We start from the raw sequence: 15,997 nt of genomic DNA on the forward strand, positions 1-15,997 counted from the left end.
GGGCGCGTCCCCAGGGATCAGAGGGTGTCCAGGAAGCCGAGCGCCGTGCGCCACGTAGCCTCCGCGGCCTCGGCGTCGTAGTCGTCGAGGTCCGGGTCGGTGTAGAGGTGCCCGGCGCCCGCGTAGCGGTAGATCTCCACGTCGGCGCCGGCCCGCCCCATCCGCAGGTACCAGGCGCTCAGCCAGTCGTCCGACTCGAAGGGGTCGGGCTCGGCGACGTGCAGCTGCACGGGCAGCTCGTCCACCGACGCGTTCTGCGCGAGATCGGAGGTGCCGTGCAGGAGCAGCAGGCCGCGGGCCTTCTCGTCGCCGAGGGCGAGGGTCTGCGCGGTCGCGGCGCCGAGCGCGAAGCCGGCGTACACCAGGCCGCGCTCCGAGTAGGGCGCGGCGGCGAGGATGGCCCGCTTCAGGATCTCGTCCTTGCCGAGCTCGTTCTGGTAGGTCCTGCCTTCCTCGACGTCGTCGAAGACGCGGCCCTCGAAGAGGTCGGGGGTCCACACCTCGTGCCCGGCGGCACGCAGCCGGTCGGCCGCCGCGTGCACCGCGGGCCGCAGGCCGTACGTCGAATGGAAAAGCACGATGTTCATGGGGCCATCGTGCCATCCGGCCCCGCCCCCTACCCTCGGAGGCATGGAGAACGTACTGCGTCCGTTGATCGTGGTCGGCGGCTCGGTCGTGCTCACGGTGATCGTCGGCTGGCTGGCCGACGTGTTGTTGCGCCGGGCCGACGAACGGCACCACGAGACCCCCCTGTGGGGCCTGCTGCGCCGCTGCCGCGTGCCCCTTCAAGTTGTCCTGTGCACCGGCCTCCTCAGAGGCTCCTACCAGCAGACCAAGATCGCCGCGGATTACTCGCCGGTCATCGGCCGCGTGCTCACCCTCGTCCTCATCGGCTCCACCGCCTGGCTGCTCGTGCGGATCGCGCTGGCGATAGTCGAGTCCTCGTACGCGCGTTACGCCGCCGTCCACCGCGATCCGGCCCGGGTCCGCCGCGTCCGTACGCAGGTGACCCTCATCCAGCGGGTGGTCACCGCGATCGTCGGGGTCGTGGCCGCCGCCGCGATGCTCCTGACGTTTCCCGCGATGCAGGCCGCGGGGGCCTCGCTGCTGGCCTCCGCGGGCATCCTCGGCATCGTCGCGGGTGTCGCCGCCCAGTCCACCCTCGGCAACCTCTTCGCGGGGCTGCAGATCGCCTTCGGCGACATGGTGCGGCTCGGGGACACGGTCGTGGTGGACGGCGAGTGGGGCACGGTCGACGAGATCACGCTGACCTTCCTGACCGTCCGGACCTGGGACGAGCGCCGGATCACCATGCCCGTGTCGTACTTCACGTCGAAGCCCTTCGAGAACTGGTCCCGGGGCGGCGCCGAGATGACCGGCACGGTCTTCTTCCACCTGGACCACTCGGCGCCCGTCGTGCGGATGCGCGAGCAGCTCCACGACATCCTGCGCGACTGCGCGGCCTGGGACGGCAGGGACTGGGGCCTCGCGGTGACCGACACCACACCGACCACCCTTCAGATCCGTGCCCTGGTCACCGCCAAGGACGCGGACGACATCTGGACGGTGCGGGTCACGGTGCGCGAGCAGCTGGTCCGCTGGCTCACCGAGCACCACCCCTACGCGCTGCCGAAGGTCACCACGGCCACGGCCGAGCCGCCGCCCAACGGTCACAAGCCGCGCCCCTTCCACAAGACGTTCTCGCCGGACGTGCCGCGCACGGGACGCGGCTGAGGCCGGCCGCCCGCGGTCGAGCCGGGCTCCGGACGCTCACCGCAGGCTGCGCATGTCGAGGTGGTGCAGGACCCGGTCGACGACCTCGGGGTCCGCGCCGACCTCGCTGCGCGCGGCGAGCACCTCGTGGCGGGCGGCCGACATCATCTCGCGCTGGATGCGCTGGAAGGCCTTGAGACGGTCCACGCGCTTGGCGTACCGCTCGCGGCGCTCGTCGTCGAGGAGGTCGGGGCTGATCCTGGTCCCGATGTCGAACGCGCCGCGCTGCAACCGCTCGGAGACGTCGTCGGGGAGCTCCTCGACCTCCTCGATCTCCTTGAGACGGCGCTTGGCCGCCTTGGCGGCGCGCAGCGCGAGCTCACGCTCCAGTTCCCTCTCCGCGTCCGCGTCCGCGCGTACGCCGAGCCGCTTCACCAGCCAGGGCAGGGTGAGTCCCTGGGCGACGAGCGTCGCCATGATGACGCAGAACGCGATGAAGATGATCTCGTCACGGGCCGGGAACGGAGTCCCGTCGTCCGTCTTGAGCGGAATGGCGAGCGCCAGCGCGACCGACGCCACGCCGCGCATCCCCGACCACCACATGACGACGGTCTCGCGCCAGGTGGTCGGGATCTCCTCGTCGACGTCCCGCCGCTTGTGCAGCCGCTTGGCAAGCCAGGTCGCGGGCAGCAGCCAGAGCAGGCGCACGCCGACGACGACGCCGACGATCGCCGCGCCCCAGCCGAACATCTGCCACTGGTGGCCGCGCGCGATGCCGAAGACGTTGTGCAGCTCCAGGCCGATGAGCCCGAACGCGATGCCGGTGACCAGGGTGTCGACGATCTGCCAGAAGGTCTGGCCGGTGATCCGCCCGAGCACGTCGTCGGCGTCGACGGCGTTCTCCGCGAGGTAGAGCGCCGTGGTGAGGACGGCGAGCACCCCGGAGCCGAGCAGTTCCTCGGCGAGCACGTAGCTGACGAACGGCACGAGGAGGGTCAGGCCGGTCTGCAGGGTGGCGTCGCCGAGCAGCCCCATGAGCTTGTTGGTGAGCCAGCCGAGCACGAGACCGACGAGGACGGCGACCACGCCCGACAGCACCAGCAGACCCACGGCGGAGGGCAGGGAGAACGTTCCGCTCATCGCCGCGGCGATCGCCACGTGGTAGAGCACGATCGCCGTGACGTCGTTGAAGAGCCCCTCGCCCTCCAGGATCGACACGAGCCTGCGCGGCAGTCCGAGCGATCCGGCGACCGCGGTCGCGGCGACGGGGTCGGGCGGCGCGACGAGCGCCCCGAGGGCCACGGCGGCGGCGATCGGCAACCCCGGCACGACGGCGTTGGCCACCGCGGCGACGGCCGCCGTCGTCACGAAGACCAGAGCCACGGCGAGCAGGAAGATGGGGCGCACGTTGGCCGTGAACTGCCGCCACGAGGTGCGCTGCACGGAGGCGTAGAGCAGCGGCGGCAGGACCAGCGGAAGGATGTAGTCCGGTGGGATCTCGACGTTGGGCACGAACGGCAGCAGGGCCATGCCGATCCCGACCAGCGTCATCAGGACCGGCGCGGGCAGCCCGAGCCGGTCTCCCAGGGGCACGGTGAGCACAGCACCGAGCAGCAGGATGAGCACCAGCGCCAGTTGATCCACGGTCTGCACTCCGGCGGTCGAGACTTGGACGATCAAGACCTCAACCCTGCCACGCATTCCGCGCCAACCGGACCAATGCGGCATATTCCCCGCTCGCGGCGAGGACTCGGCCGGGCGCTACCGGCCACCGGCAGAATCCGGCTACCGGCTACCGGCTACCGGCTACCGGCCGAGCGACTTCCGCATCGCGCGGTGCGGAATCCCCGCGTCGGGGAACTCCGGCCCGTACGCCTCGTACCCGAGACGCTCGTAGAACCCCAGGGCGTGCGTCTGCGCGTGCAGGTCCACCGCGGTCAGGCCACGCGCGCGTGCCGCGTCCTCGATGGCCCGGACCAGGGAGGCCCCCACGCCGAGCCCGCGCGCCGCCCGCGTCACCGCCAGCCGCCCGAGGGCGCCCACCCCGGCGTCGCCGCCGTTCTTCGCAGCCGCGGCGGAACCGGTCAGGAGCCGGCCCGTGCCCAGCGGCACACCGTCCTCGCGCACCGCGAGGACGTGCACCGCCCCGGCGTCGTACGCGTCGTACTCCAGGTCTTCCGGCACCTGCTGCTCGGCCACGAAGACGTCCTTGCGGACCGTGAAGCAGGCCTCGAGGTCATCCGTGCCCTGCGCGACCCGGATGGTCACGGCGCTCACGAGCTCTCCGCCCGCACCCGGTCCAGCGCCAGCTGCAGGTCCTCGGGGTACTGGCTCTCGAACTCCGCCCACTGCCCGTCGCCCGGGTGCTCGAAGCCGAGCCGGACGGCGTGCAGCCACTGGCGCGTGAGGCCGAGGCGCTTGGCGAGCGTCGGGTCCGCGCCGTACGTCAGGTCGCCCACGCAGGGGTGCCGGTGGGCCGCCATGTGCACGCGGATCTGGTGGGTGCGGCCCGTCTCCAGCTTGATGTCGAGCAGGGAGGCCGCGCGGAACGCCTCGATGAGGTCGTAGTGCGTCACGGAGGGCTTGCCCTCGGCCGTGACCGCCCACTTGTAGTCGTGGTTCGGGTGGCGCCCGATCGGGGCGTCGATGGTGCCGCTCATCGGGTCGGGGTGGCCCTGCACCAGCGCGTTGTAGCGCTTGTCGACCGTGCGCTCCTTGAACTGGCGCTTCAGGGAGGTGTACGCACGCTCGGACTTGGCGACCACCATCAGGCCGGAGGTGCCGACGTCCAGGCGGTGCACGATGCCCTGGCGCTCGGCGGCACCGGAGGTCGAGATGCGGTAGCCGGCCGCCGCGAGGCCGCCGATCACGGTCGTCCCGGTCCAGCCGGGGCTCGGGTGCGCGGCCACGCCGACCGGCTTGACGATCACGACGATGTCGTCGTCGTCATGGACGATCTCCATGCCTTCGACGGGCTCGGCGACGATCTGCACCGGAGCGGGTGCCTGCGGCATCTCCACTTCCAGCCAGGCGCCGCCGTGCACCCGCTCGGACTTGCCGACCACCGAGCCGTCGACCGCGACCTTCCCCGCCGCGGCGAGCTCGGCGGCCTTCGTACGGGAGAACCCGAACATGCGCGAGATGGCGGCGTCGACGCGCTCGCCCTCCAGGCCGTCCGGCACGGGCAGGGTACGGATCTCGGGAATCGTGCTCACCCATTGAGTATGCAGGAGTGCACCGACACTCCCGCACCACAGGCTCCCGCCGAGGGCCCCGCTCCCGGCGAGGAGGGGCCTCAGTCCTTGTGGACGGTGCCGTCCGGGTCCAGGCCGCGGAAGGAGAGCAGCACGATCAGGATGCCGCCGCAGACGATCGCCGAGTCCGCGAGGTTGAAGACCGCGAAGCCCTTCGGGGCGATGAAGTCGACCACCGCGCCCTCGAAGACGCCCGGCGAGCGGAACAGCCGGTCGGTGAGGTTGCCGAGCGCACCGCCGAGCAGCAGGCCGAGCGCGATCGCCCACGGCAGGCTGTAGAGCTTGCGGGCGAGGCGGGCGATCACCACGATCACCGCGGCCGCGATGCAGGTGAAGATGATCGTGAAGGCCTCGCCGAAGCCGAAGGCGGCGCCCGCGTTGCGGATGGCCGAGAGGCGGAGCCAGTCCCCGACGAGCTCGATCGGCTCGTGGTGCTCCAGCTTCGCCACCACGATCATCTTGCTGATCAGGTCGAGGGCGTACGCGACGACGGCCACCGCGAACAGCACGGCGATCCTGCGCCTGCCCTTGGCCCGCGGCTCGTCCGGGCCGTCGGCGGCACCGGACCCGCCGGACGTCACCGCCGCCTCATCGGATGTCTCCGCCGCCGCCCCGCCGGGCTTCTTCGCCGCGGTCGCGCCGGACGAGCCCGCCGCGGTCTCCTTCGAGGCGGAACCGGACTGCTCCGGCTCGGCCCCGGCCGCCTCAGGGATGTCCGGCGTACCGATGATGCGCTCCGCCTCTGCCACGTGAGTCCCTCAACCTAGGTACCTGACTGGGGACGAGGGTACGGCACACACGTACGGGGCCCGGCGCCCAGGCCGCGCTCAGTAGCGGCGTTCCTCCTTCTGTTTGCACTCCACGCACAGCGTCGCGCGCGGGAAGGCCTGCATGCGCGCCTTGCCGATCGGGTTGCCGCAGTTCTCGCAGAGGCCGTACGTCCCCGCGTCGAGCCGCTCCAGGGCGCGCTCGGTCTGCTCCAGCATCTCGCGGGCGTTGGCGGCCAGCGCCATCTCGTGCTCCCGCGTGATGTTCTTCGTGCCGGTGTCCGCGTCGTCGTCGCCCGCCCCGTCACCGGAGTCCCGCATCAGCCCCGCCAGGGCCTCCTCGGACGAGCTGATCTCGCTGCTCAGCCGGAGCGCCTCGCTCTGGAGCTCGGCACGGGCCTCGGAGACCTCTTCCGGGGTCCAGGGGTCCTCGCCCGGCCGGACCGCGAGCTCGCCGGGCTCCGCGGCGCCGCCCCGCGCCTTGGGCACCGCCGTCGGCTTCTTGGCCGCTGTCGCCGTGCCCGGAGTCTTCTTCGCAACCACCGTCGTGGCTCCCGTCGTCTCCGCGGCCTCAGCCGCATCCTCGGCCGCGGACGCGGCCGTCTTCTTGGCCGTGCTCTTCTTGGCCGTGCTCGCATGCGCCGTGCTCTTCTTGGCGGCCGTCTTCTTCGCGGTCGTCTTCTTCGCGGGGACGGCCTTCTTGGCAGCGCTCTCAGGGGCCTCGTCGGCCCCGGCGTCCTGAGCGACCGCCTCCTGGTCCGCCGCGCCCTTGTCCGCCGCCTCGGCAGCACTCTTCTTGGCGGCGGTCTTCTCGGTCACAGCCTTCTTGACCGCCTTCTTCGCCGCGCCCTTCTTCGCCGTCTTCTTGGCCGCCTGCTTGGCCGCCGTCTTGGCCACGGTCTTCTTCGCCGCGGCCCGGGGCGCCGCCGGCTCCGCCTCCTCGCCGGAGGAGGGCTCGCCGGCCGTGCCCGCGGCGCCGGCCGTCCGCACCGCCCCGTGCGTGCTCTTCTTTCCGCTCACATCCTTGGCCGTCGCAGCGGCCGCGCCTGTGGATCTGCCGGACGCCGACTGCTGTACGGCGGTCTTCTTCGCCACCATGGCCGCGGCCCCTTCACATATTGTGATCTTGCTCGCGAATCGTGCTGGGACGATAAATCGACTCCAGACCCGCGGCAACGGGGCACGCCGCCCGATTCCCCCGCCCCGCGGGTCCCGCGCGGCGAGTCTGCAAGCGTTGTGCCCAACTCCCTGCCGGGTAATCCGCCGCCCGGAGCGCGCCGGGAACCGCCCGGCCCGCGGGGCGCCGTTCGGGTCACACCCCGCCCGCGCGCCGCCCGCCGCCGGACTCCCGCAAAACCGGTCGGCCGCCCCGCCCCGTGCGCCGTACACTGGGCGGCAGCGAGAAGCGTGGATGGGGACGAGTAGCGGCGTGAGCGGCCAGGAGCGACCCGGGGACGGTGTGAGCCCGGGGGCCAGCGCGACGTGAAGATCACCCCGGAGCCGCCGGAAGAACGCCGAGGCCGCCGTGCCGAGGCCAGTAGAGCCGGTTTCGCGACCCCAATGAGGGGGCTCACCGGCGCGAACGTCGTTCCGGAGGGCCAAGGAGGGTGGTACCGCGGGAGCGCGCCGCACCAGGCGCACACGGCTCTCGTCCCTCCGACGGAAGGCAGCACATCCGTTGGAGGAGTTCGTTGATGACGCCGCCGCAGTACCGCCAGGTGCCCGCCCAGGTCGACCTGCCCGCCCTCGAGCACGCCGTGCTCGACTTCTGGGACGAGCAGAAGATCTTCGCCAAGAGCCTCGAGCAGTCCGAGGGTCGCCCCGAGTGGGTGTTCTACGAGGGCCCGCCCACGGCCAACGGCATGCCGGGCGCCCATCACATCGAGGCCCGCGTCTTCAAGGACGTCTTCCCGCGCTTTCGCACCATGCGGGGCTACCACGTGGCCCGCAAGGCCGGCTGGGACTGCCACGGCCTGCCCGTGGAGCTCGCCGTCGAGAAGGAGCTCGGGTTCAGCGGCAAGAAGGACATCGAGGCGTACGGCATCGCCGCGTTCAACGCCAAGTGCCGTGAGTCCGTGACCCGGCACACCGACGCCTTCGCCGACCTCACGACCCGCATGGGGTACTGGGTCGACCTCGACGACGCGTACCGGACGATGAACCCGGAGTACGTGGACTCGGTCTGGTGGTCCCTGAAGGAGATCTTCAACAAGGACCTGCTCGTCCAGGACCACCGCGTCGCCCCCTGGTGCCCCCGCTGCGGCACGGGCCTGTCCGACCACGAGCTGGCCCAGGGCTACGAGACGGTCGTCGACCCCTCGGTCTACGTCCGTTTCCCCCTCACCTCCGGTCCCCTCGCGGGCCGGGCCGCCCTCCTGGTCTGGACGACGACTCCCTGGACCCTGGTCTCCAACACCGCCGTGGCCGCGCACCCCGACGTCACGTACGTCGTCGTGACGGACGGCGAGGAGAAGCTCGTCGTCGCCCAGCCGCTCGTCGAGAAGGCACTCGGCGAAGGATGGGAGACGACCGGCGAGAGCTTCACCGGCACCGAGATGGAGCGTTGGACCTACCAACGTCCCTTCGACCTGGTGGAGTTCCCGGCTCCGGCCCACTTCGTCGTCAACGCCGACTACGTGACGACCGAGGACGGCACCGGTCTGGTCCACCAGTCCCCCGCCTTCGGTGAGGACGACCTCAAGGTCTGCCGCTCCTACGGCCTGCCGGTGGTGAACCCGGTCCGCCCCGACGGCACCTTCGAGGAGGACGTCCCGCTCGTGGGCGGTGTCTTCTTCAAGAAGGCGGACGAAACCCTCACCAAGGACCTCGACGAGCGCGGCCTGCTCTTCCGGCACATCGCGTACGAGCACAGCTACCCGCACTGCTGGCGCTGCCACACGGCGCTCCTCTACTACGCGCAGCCCTCCTGGTACATCCGCACCACGGCCATCAAGGACCGTCTCCTCCAGGAGAACGAGAAGACCAACTGGTTCCCCGACTCGGTCAAGCACGGCCGCTTCGGCGACTGGCTGACCAACAACGTCGACTGGGCGCTCTCCCGCAACCGCTACTGGGGCACCCCGCTGCCCATCTGGCGCTGTGAGGAGAACCACCTCACCTGCGTCGGCTCGCGCGCGGAGCTCTCCGACCTGACCGGCACCGACCAGTCGGAGCTCGACCCGCACCGCCCGTTCATCGACGAGGTCACGTTCCCGTGCCCCCAGTGCGAGAACACGGCCACGCGCGTGCCGGAGGTCATCGACGCCTGGTACGACTCGGGCTCGATGCCGTTCGCGCAGTGGGGCTACCCGTACAAGAACAAGGAGCTCTTCGAGAGCCGCTACCCGGCACAGTTCATCTCGGAGGCCATCGACCAGACGCGCGGGTGGTTCTACACGCTGATGGCCGTCGGCACCCTGGTCTTCGACAAGTCCTCCTACGAGAACGTGGTGTGCCTCGGCCACATCCTCGCCGAGGACGGCCGCAAGATGTCCAAGCACCTGGGCAACACCCTGGACCCGATCCCGCTCATGGACCAGCACGGCGCCGACGCCGTGCGCTGGTTCATGGCGGCCGGCGGCTCCCCGTGGGCAGCCCGCCGCGTGGGCCACGGCACGATCCAGGAGGTCGTCCGCAAGACCCTCCTCACGTACTGGAACACGGTCGCCTTCCAGGCGCTGTACGCCCGTACGTCGAAGTGGGCCCCCAGCGACGCCGACCCGGCGCCCGCGGAGCGCCCCCTCCTGGACCGCTGGCTGCTCAGCGAGCTGCACGCGCTCACCGACCAGGTCACCCAGGCCCTGGACAGCTACGACACCCAGCGCGCGGGCAAGCTCCTGTCCGTCTTCGTGGACAACCTCTCCAACTGGTACGTCCGCCGCTCCCGCCGCCGCTTCTGGCAGGGCGACAAGGCGGCGCTGCGGACCCTGCACGAGGTCGTGGAGACGATCACGCGCCTGCTGGCCCCGCTGACGCCGTTCATCGCGGAGCGGGTCTGGCAGGACCTGGTCGTGCCGGTCACCCCGGACGCCCCGGAGTCGGTGCACCTGTCCTCCTGGCCCGAGGCGGACCTCTCCGCCATCGACCCGGAGCTCTCCCAGCAGATGGTGCTCGTACGCCGTCTCGTCGAGCTCGGCCGCGCCACGCGCGCGGAGTCGGGCGTCAAGACCCGTCAGCCCCTGTCCCGCGCGCTGATCGCGGCCACGGGCTTCGATTCGCTCAACCCGGAGTTGCACGCCCAGATCACCGAGGAGCTCAACGTCTCCTCGCTGGCGTCACTCTCCGAGGTCGGCGGTTCCCTGGTCGACACGACCGCCAAGGCGAACTTCCGCGCGCTCGGCAAGCGGTTCGGCAAGGGCGTCCAGGCGGTCGCCAAGGCCGTCGCCGAGGCCGACGCCGCCGCGCTCTCCCTGGCCCTGCGCGAGGGCACGGCCTCGGTCGAGGTCGACGGCGAGACGGTGTCGCTGGCCCCGGACGAGGTGATCATCACGGAGACCCCGCGCGAGGGCTGGTCGGTGGCGTCCGAGTCCGGTGCCACGGTCGCCCTTGACCTGGAGATCACGGACGAGCTGCGCCGCGCGGGCCTGGCCCGTGACGCGATCCGCATGATCCAGGAGGCCCGCAAGAACAGCGGCCTGGACGTGGCGGACCGGATCGCCCTGCACTGGAGCTCCACGGACCCGGCGGTCGCCACGGCCCTCTCCGAGCACGCCGGGCTCATCGCGGACGAGGTCCTCGCCACGGAGTTCGTGACCGGGGACAGCGACCAGGCCGACGACTCCTTCGGACAGCCGTTCACGGACGACTCCCTGCAGCTGACGTTCCGCCTGCGCAAGGCGTAGGCACCCGCACGACGACCGAGGGCCCGGCCCCGCCGAAGATCTTGGCGGGGCCGGGCCCTCGGCGTTGCGTACCCACGTACAGATGAACGTTTCTGCGCCCTCCCTGCGACCGGCGCGCTCCCCGCGACCGGCACGCAGCACGGCACAGCAAAGGGCCGGGCCCCCGGAGATTCTCCGGGGGCCCGGCCCTGAACGCTGCCGACGCCTATGGCGTGGGAACGCCCGTCAGTTGTCGTCCTCGTCGATGAGGAAGCCACGCATCGGCGACGGAGCCTGCTGCATCGGAGCGGGGCCCTGCGGCCGCACCGGCGCCATCGGCTGGGTCATCGCCGGGGACATCTGCTGCTGGCCGCCGTAGGACGGACCGCCGGCGGGCTGGTTGGTGCCGCCCATCGACTGGTTGCCGCCGTAGGACGGGGCACCCGCACCGGCCGGAGCCATCGACGGCGCCGGGGACGGCGGCAGCGAGGCGGTGGCCGGAGTGCGCGGCGGAGCGAGCGAGTCGTCCGCCTGCGTCTCCAGCTGGCGCAGCTGCGACTCCAGGTAGGACTTCAGACGCGTGCGGTACTCGCGCTCGAAGCCGCGCAGGTCCTCGACCTTGCGCTCCAGCGTGGCGCGGGCGGACTCCAGGGAGCCCATCGCGACGCGGTGCTTCTCCTGCGCGTCCCGCTCCAGGGCGTCGGCCTTGGCACGGGCGTCACGCTCGAGGCCCTCGGCGCGCGAACGGGCCTCGCCGACGATCTTGTTGGCCTCGGAACGGGCCTCCGCGATCGCCTGGTCGGCGGTCTGCTGCGCGAGCGAGAGCACACGGGCGGCGCTGTCGCCACCGGGGCCCTGGCCGGGCTGCGGCATCTGCGGGCCGCCCATGGGACCGCCGCCCATGGGACCACCCATGGGGCCGCCCATCGGACCCTGGCCCATCGGGCCGGGACCACCCTGCGGACCGCCCTGGGGGCCGTGTCCACTGGGGCCTGCGGGCAGCTGCGGCGCACCGCCGGGCAGCTGCGGCGGGCCGCCCATGGGGCCACCCATCTGCTGCTGCGGCTGGACCGGCTGCGGGCCCGATATTGCGGCAGGCACGGGGGCACCGGGACCGCGCTGGTCCTGGGGGCCGGGCCCGTCGGGGCCCTTGCGCATGCCGCCCTGCTGCTGGTTCTGCGCGGCGGCACGGGTGGCCGCGGCCAGCTTGGCGCGCAGGTCCTCGTTCTCGCGGAGCAGGCGGGTCAGTTCGGCTTCGACCTCATCGAGGAAGGCATCGACCTCGTCCTCGTCATAGCCTTCTCGGAGGCGGACGGTCGTGAACTGCTTGTTCCGCACGTCCTCGGGGGTCAACGGCATCTCTTCACCTCAACGTAGTCGTCGGCATTCGGCAAGACCGTATCGTTCACAAGCCGCTCACGACGGTGATCAGGATGTAGACGATGATCATCAGTACGAAGAAGGACAGGTCGAGCGCCACGCCCCCGAGACGCAGCGGCGGAATGAACCGCCGCAGAAGCTTGAGCGGTGGATCAGTGACAGTGTAGGTGGCCTCCAGAACGACCACCATTGCCTTGCCGGGTTGCCATGAGCGGGCGAACTGGAAGACGTAGTCCATGACCAACCGGAAGATCAGCACGATGAGGAAGCACATCAGCGCGATGTAGAGCACTTGCACGACCACGCCCATGTTCGCGGTTCCCTCTCCCCTGTTACTCGTACTTCGTCGTTCCGGTACTGCGTCTAAGGCAACTACTGCATCTACTGCGTCTCAGCTCTGGTTGAAGAACCCGCCCTCTGCGATGCGAGCCTTGTCCTCCGCCGTTACATCGACGTTAGCAGGCGACAACAGGAACACCTTCTGCGTCACTCGCTCAATGCTGCCATGCAGACCGAAGACCAGACCGGCGGCAAAGTCGACAAGTCGCTTCGCATCCGTGTCGTCCATCTCGGTCAGATTCATGATCACCGGAGTGCCCTCACGGAAGTGTTCCCCGATGGTACGGGCCTCGTTGTAGGTCCGGGGGTGCAATGTGGTGATGCGGTAGGGCTCCCGCTCGGACACGACCTTGGGCATGATCACCGGTGCGTTCTTCTCCAGGCTCTGGCGTTCAGGTGTGATGGATGCCACGGGGGCGATTCGTGCCGGACGTCCGGATTCCGCGGCTAGCGAAGCGGAATGGGGCGCCGGCTCGCGCTGGGCGGGCGGCTGCACCACTCGTACCGATTCGTCCCTTTGTGACTGGTGGGACTGGTGCGACTGATGCGGCGGTTCGTGCCTCCTGCGGTCGCGCTCGGGCTCCGGCTCGGGTTCGAACTCGTCATCGGGGTCGAACCCCGGACCGTCGTACCCATCGTCCTCCACGAGGCCGAGGTAGACCGCCATCTTGCGCATCGCGCCGGCCATGCTCTGAGTCCTCCGCTCTGTGGTGGATCGGCTGTCGTCACCAACTGCCCGCGATCCACGTGGTATCCCCGCCCAACAGCGAGAATGACCATATTTTCTGCTGTGGTCCGACTTCTTGGCGACGTTACCCGAGCCCGGGTCGGACTCCGAGTACCGCCGTACCGACGCGCACATGTGTCGCCCCGGCCGCGACGGCCTCCTCGAGGTCCGCACTCATCCCTGCCGACACCATGTTCGCAGCAGGATGAGCCGCGCGCATGAGGGTTGAGAATTCCATCAACCGCTCGAACGCCGCCTGTTGCCGACCCGCGTACGGCCCGGTGAGCGGCGCGACGGTCATCAGACCGTCGAGCCGCAGTCCCGGCGCACCGGCCACGAGGTCGGCCAACTCTTCGATTCCGCCGGGTCCTGCGCCGCCGCGCTCGCCCCGGCCGTTCTCCTCCGCGTCGAGCGCGACCTGGATCAGGCAGCCGAGCTCGCGCTCCGTGCGCACCGCGGCCGCCGAGAGAGCCGTGACGAGCTTGGGACGATCCACGGACTGCACCATTCCGGCATAACCGACCACGGAACGGACCTTGTTGGTCTGCAGCTGGCCGACGAAGTGCCAGGTGAGGGGCAGATCCGCGCACTCGGCGGCCTTCGGTGCCGCGTCCTGGTCGCGGTTCTCCGCGACGTGCCGCACACCGAGTTCCGACAGGATCCGCACGTCGCTCGCGGGATAGGTCTTCGTGACCACGATCAGGGTCACTTCTTCCCGCTTGCGCCCGGCCGCGACGCAGGCGGCGGCGATGCGCTCCTCGACGGCGGCGAGGTTCGCCGCGAGTTGGGACTTACGTTCCGTCATGCCCTATCAGTCCAGCCAGACATAGCCCGCGAGACGACCGGTGGTCCGGTCGCGGCGGTAGGAGAAGTGGTCACCGGACTCCAGCGTGCACACCGGCGACTGCTCCCGGTCGCGCACCCCGAGCCGTTCCAGTTGGGCGTGCACCCCCGCGCTCACGTCGACCGCCGGGGTGCCCCAGCTCGTCTCGGCGTACGCCGCGGGCTCGACGGCGGCGGCATCGGCGCGCATCGCCTCGGGCACTTCGTAGCATTTTCCGCAGACCGCGGGACCGGTGCGGGCGACGATGCGGCCGGGGTCCGCCCCCAGCTCCACCATCGCCCCGACGGCGGCGGGCACGACGCCCGCCAGCATTCCGGGCCGGCCCGCGTGCGCCGCGGCCACGACCCCGGCGACCGGATCGGCGAGCAGGACGGGCGTGCAGTCGGCGGTCAGAACGGCGAGGGCGAGGCCCGCGCGGGCGGTCACCACCGCGTCGACCGCCGGGATCTCGGCGTCGGGACCCCAGGGTCCTTCGACCACCGCGACGTCGCGGCCGTGCACCTGGTTCATCCAGACGACCCGGTCCGGGTCGACGCCGAGCGAGGTGGCGGCCAGCGTGCGGTTGGTCCGCACGGCCTCGGGGTCGTCGCCGACCGCGCCGCCGAGGTTGAGCTCTTCGTACGGAACGGCGCTCACTCCGCCCCACCTGTCGGTGAAGGCGAAGTGCGCGCCGCTCACGGTGCTGTGCTTGCCTATCACTTCAAGAAGTCCGGCACGTCCAGCTCTTCGGCCTGGCTGTCCTGGTAGGGACGGGCCGGCGGGACCTGCGGCGGGGCCGTCGGCGCGGAGGGTGCCTCGCTCACCGGGGCCGCCTCGGCGGGCTCCGGGGTCGAGGGCTCCTCGCGCGGGGTGACCGTGCCGAGGCCGCCGAAGGCCGGGCGGGAGGATTCCGCGGGCCTTGCGGGCCTTGCGGGCGTCGCGGGCTCCTCGCGCTTGGCCGAGCCGGATGCCGAGCCAAGGACGTTGTCCCGCTTGGACGGTGGCTGCCCGCCGTCGAAGCCCGCCGCGATGACGGTGACCCTGACCTCGTCGCCCAGGGCGTCGTCGATGACGGCGCCGAAGATGATGTTGGCCTCGGGGTGTGCGGCCTCGCTGACCAGCTGCGCCGCCTCGTTGATCTCGAAGAGACCGAGGTCGGAGCCGCCGGAGATGGAGAGCAGCACGCCACGGGCACCGTCGATGGACGCCTCCAGGAGCGGCGAGGAGATCGCCATCTCCGCGGCGGCCACCGCGCGGTCGTCGCCGCGGGCCGAGCCGATGCCCATGAGCGCCGAACCGGCCTCGGACATGACCGACTTGACGTCGGCGAAGTCGAGGTTGATCAGGCCGGGCGTGGTGATGAGGTCGGTGATGCCCTGCACACCGGAGAGCAGGACCTGGTCCGCCGACTTGAAGGCGTCGAGGACGGAGACCTGCCGGTCCGAGATGGACAGGAGCCGGTCGTTGGGGATGACGATGAGGGTGTCGACCTCTTCGCGCAGCTCCGCGATGCCGTCCTCGGCCTGGTTGGCGCGACGACGGCCCTCGAAGGTGAACGGCCGGGTGACCACACCGATGGTGAGGGCGCCGAGCGAGCGCGCGATGTTGGCGACGACGGGTGCGCCGCCCGTGCCGGTGCCGCCGCCTTCGCCGGCGGTGACGAAGACCATGTCGGCCCCCTTGAGGACCTCCTCGATCTCCTCGCGGTGGTCCTCTGCGGCCTTGCGGCCGACGGCCGGATTGGCGCCGGCGCCGAGTCCGCGGGTGAGTTCACGGCCGACGTCGAGCTTGACGTCGGCGTCGCTCATCAACAGGGCTTGCGCGTCGGTGTTGATGGCGATGAACTCGACGCCCTTGAGACCGACCTCGATCATCCGGTTGATGGCATTGACACCACCGCCGCCGACACCGATGACTTTGATGACTGCGAGGTAGTTCTGCGGTGCTGCCACGTCGAAGGCCTCTCGCCTCGAGTTACGTGTCGCCGTTTCGCTCTGCGGCGACACGACGACTGATGCCGAATGGGACGGTCCGAACGCCGACCCGAACCCTAACGTTGAAGTTTAGGGTTACCAGTGTGTCTGTTCCCTGGACTCTTCCGAACAGGACACTAAGTCGACAAGTGGCGCACGTTCAACGAACACGCCGAACCTCCCGTTTTTCTTTTCACCCTA

The 15,997-nt window shown here is 70.7% G+C and carries 14 protein-coding genes; 2 read left to right on the forward strand and 12 right to left on the reverse strand.

Features of this window, described 5'->3' with window-relative positions; translation table 11 throughout:
- Positions 1–17 precede the first annotated feature (17 nt).
- Entirely contained in the window at positions 18–587 is a 570-nt protein-coding gene (locus ACZ592_RS35545) for a dienelactone hydrolase family protein (RefSeq protein WP_471585849.1), read from the reverse strand.
- A gap of 43 nt (positions 588–630) precedes the next feature.
- On the opposite strand from ACZ592_RS35545, the gene ACZ592_RS35550 reads away from it, so the two are divergent.
- Positions 631–1,734: a mechanosensitive ion channel family protein gene (locus tag ACZ592_RS35550; RefSeq protein WP_471585850.1), complete on the forward strand. Its 1,104-nt coding sequence runs from the start codon at positions 631–633 to the stop codon at positions 1,732–1,734.
- Positions 1,735–1,770: 36 nt separating this feature from the next.
- On the opposite strand, the gene ACZ592_RS35555 is transcribed toward ACZ592_RS35550, so the two are convergent.
- The 5 genes from ACZ592_RS35555 to ACZ592_RS35575 form a co-directional block, all read right to left on the reverse strand.
- On the reverse strand, positions 1,771–3,357 hold the full coding sequence (locus ACZ592_RS35555; protein WP_471585931.1) for a Na+/H+ antiporter: 1,587 nt from the start codon (positions 3,355–3,357) through the stop codon (positions 1,771–1,773).
- Between the two features lie 162 nt (positions 3,358–3,519).
- On the reverse strand, positions 3,520–3,990 hold the full coding sequence (locus ACZ592_RS35560) for a GNAT family N-acetyltransferase (RefSeq protein WP_471585851.1): 471 nt from the start codon (positions 3,988–3,990) through the stop codon (positions 3,520–3,522).
- Positions 3,987–4,928, reverse strand: a complete 942-nt coding sequence (locus ACZ592_RS35565; protein ID WP_471585852.1) for an RluA family pseudouridine synthase — start codon at positions 4,926–4,928, stop codon at positions 3,987–3,989. The genes ACZ592_RS35560 and ACZ592_RS35565 overlap by 4 nt, the downstream gene beginning before the upstream one ends.
- A gap of 80 nt (positions 4,929–5,008) precedes the next feature.
- Positions 5,009–5,716: a signal peptidase II gene (gene lspA, locus ACZ592_RS35570; RefSeq protein ID WP_471585853.1), complete on the reverse strand. Its 708-nt coding sequence runs from the start codon at positions 5,714–5,716 to the stop codon at positions 5,009–5,011.
- Positions 5,717–5,794: 78 nt separating this feature from the next.
- Positions 5,795–6,832, reverse strand: a complete 1,038-nt coding sequence (locus tag ACZ592_RS35575) for a TraR/DksA family transcriptional regulator (RefSeq protein WP_471585854.1) — start codon at positions 6,830–6,832, stop codon at positions 5,795–5,797.
- A gap of 596 nt (positions 6,833–7,428) precedes the next feature.
- Between ACZ592_RS35575 and ileS the strand changes: the two genes are divergently transcribed.
- The gene (ileS, locus tag ACZ592_RS35580; protein WP_471585855.1) at positions 7,429–10,575 is read left to right on the forward strand and encodes an isoleucine--tRNA ligase; all 3,147 of its coding nucleotides are present in this window, start codon (positions 7,429–7,431) and stop codon (positions 10,573–10,575) included.
- A 225-nt stretch (positions 10,576–10,800) separates the two neighbouring features.
- Here ileS and ACZ592_RS35585 read toward each other — a convergent pair whose 3' ends face one another.
- From ACZ592_RS35585 to ftsZ, 6 genes are all read right to left on the reverse strand, one after another.
- Complete coding sequence (locus ACZ592_RS35585; RefSeq protein WP_471585856.1) at positions 10,801–11,913, reverse strand: DivIVA domain-containing protein; 1,113 nt, start codon at positions 11,911–11,913, stop codon at positions 10,801–10,803.
- Positions 11,914–11,959: 46 nt separating this feature from the next.
- On the reverse strand, positions 11,960–12,244 hold the full coding sequence (locus ACZ592_RS35590) for a YggT family protein (RefSeq protein ID WP_471585857.1): 285 nt from the start codon (positions 12,242–12,244) through the stop codon (positions 11,960–11,962).
- 81 nt (positions 12,245–12,325) lie between these two features.
- Positions 12,326–12,961, reverse strand: coding sequence for a cell division protein SepF (locus tag ACZ592_RS35595; RefSeq protein WP_355813545.1), 636 nt, complete (start codon positions 12,959–12,961; stop codon positions 12,326–12,328).
- A gap of 124 nt (positions 12,962–13,085) precedes the next feature.
- Entirely contained in the window at positions 13,086–13,805 is a 720-nt protein-coding gene (locus tag ACZ592_RS35600; RefSeq protein ID WP_471585858.1) for a YggS family pyridoxal phosphate-dependent enzyme, read from the reverse strand.
- A gap of 6 nt (positions 13,806–13,811) precedes the next feature.
- Positions 13,812–14,543: a peptidoglycan editing factor PgeF gene (pgeF, locus tag ACZ592_RS35605; RefSeq protein ID WP_471585859.1), complete on the reverse strand. Its 732-nt coding sequence runs from the start codon at positions 14,541–14,543 to the stop codon at positions 13,812–13,814.
- On the reverse strand, positions 14,540–15,775 hold the full coding sequence (ftsZ, locus tag ACZ592_RS35610; protein ID WP_471585860.1) for a cell division protein FtsZ: 1,236 nt from the start codon (positions 15,773–15,775) through the stop codon (positions 14,540–14,542). Before ftsZ ends, pgeF begins: the two co-directional genes overlap by 4 nt.
- Between the last annotated feature and the right edge of the window lie 222 nt (positions 15,776–15,997).

The sequence above is a fragment of the Streptomyces sp. NPDC040622 genome, from assembly GCF_055593965.1.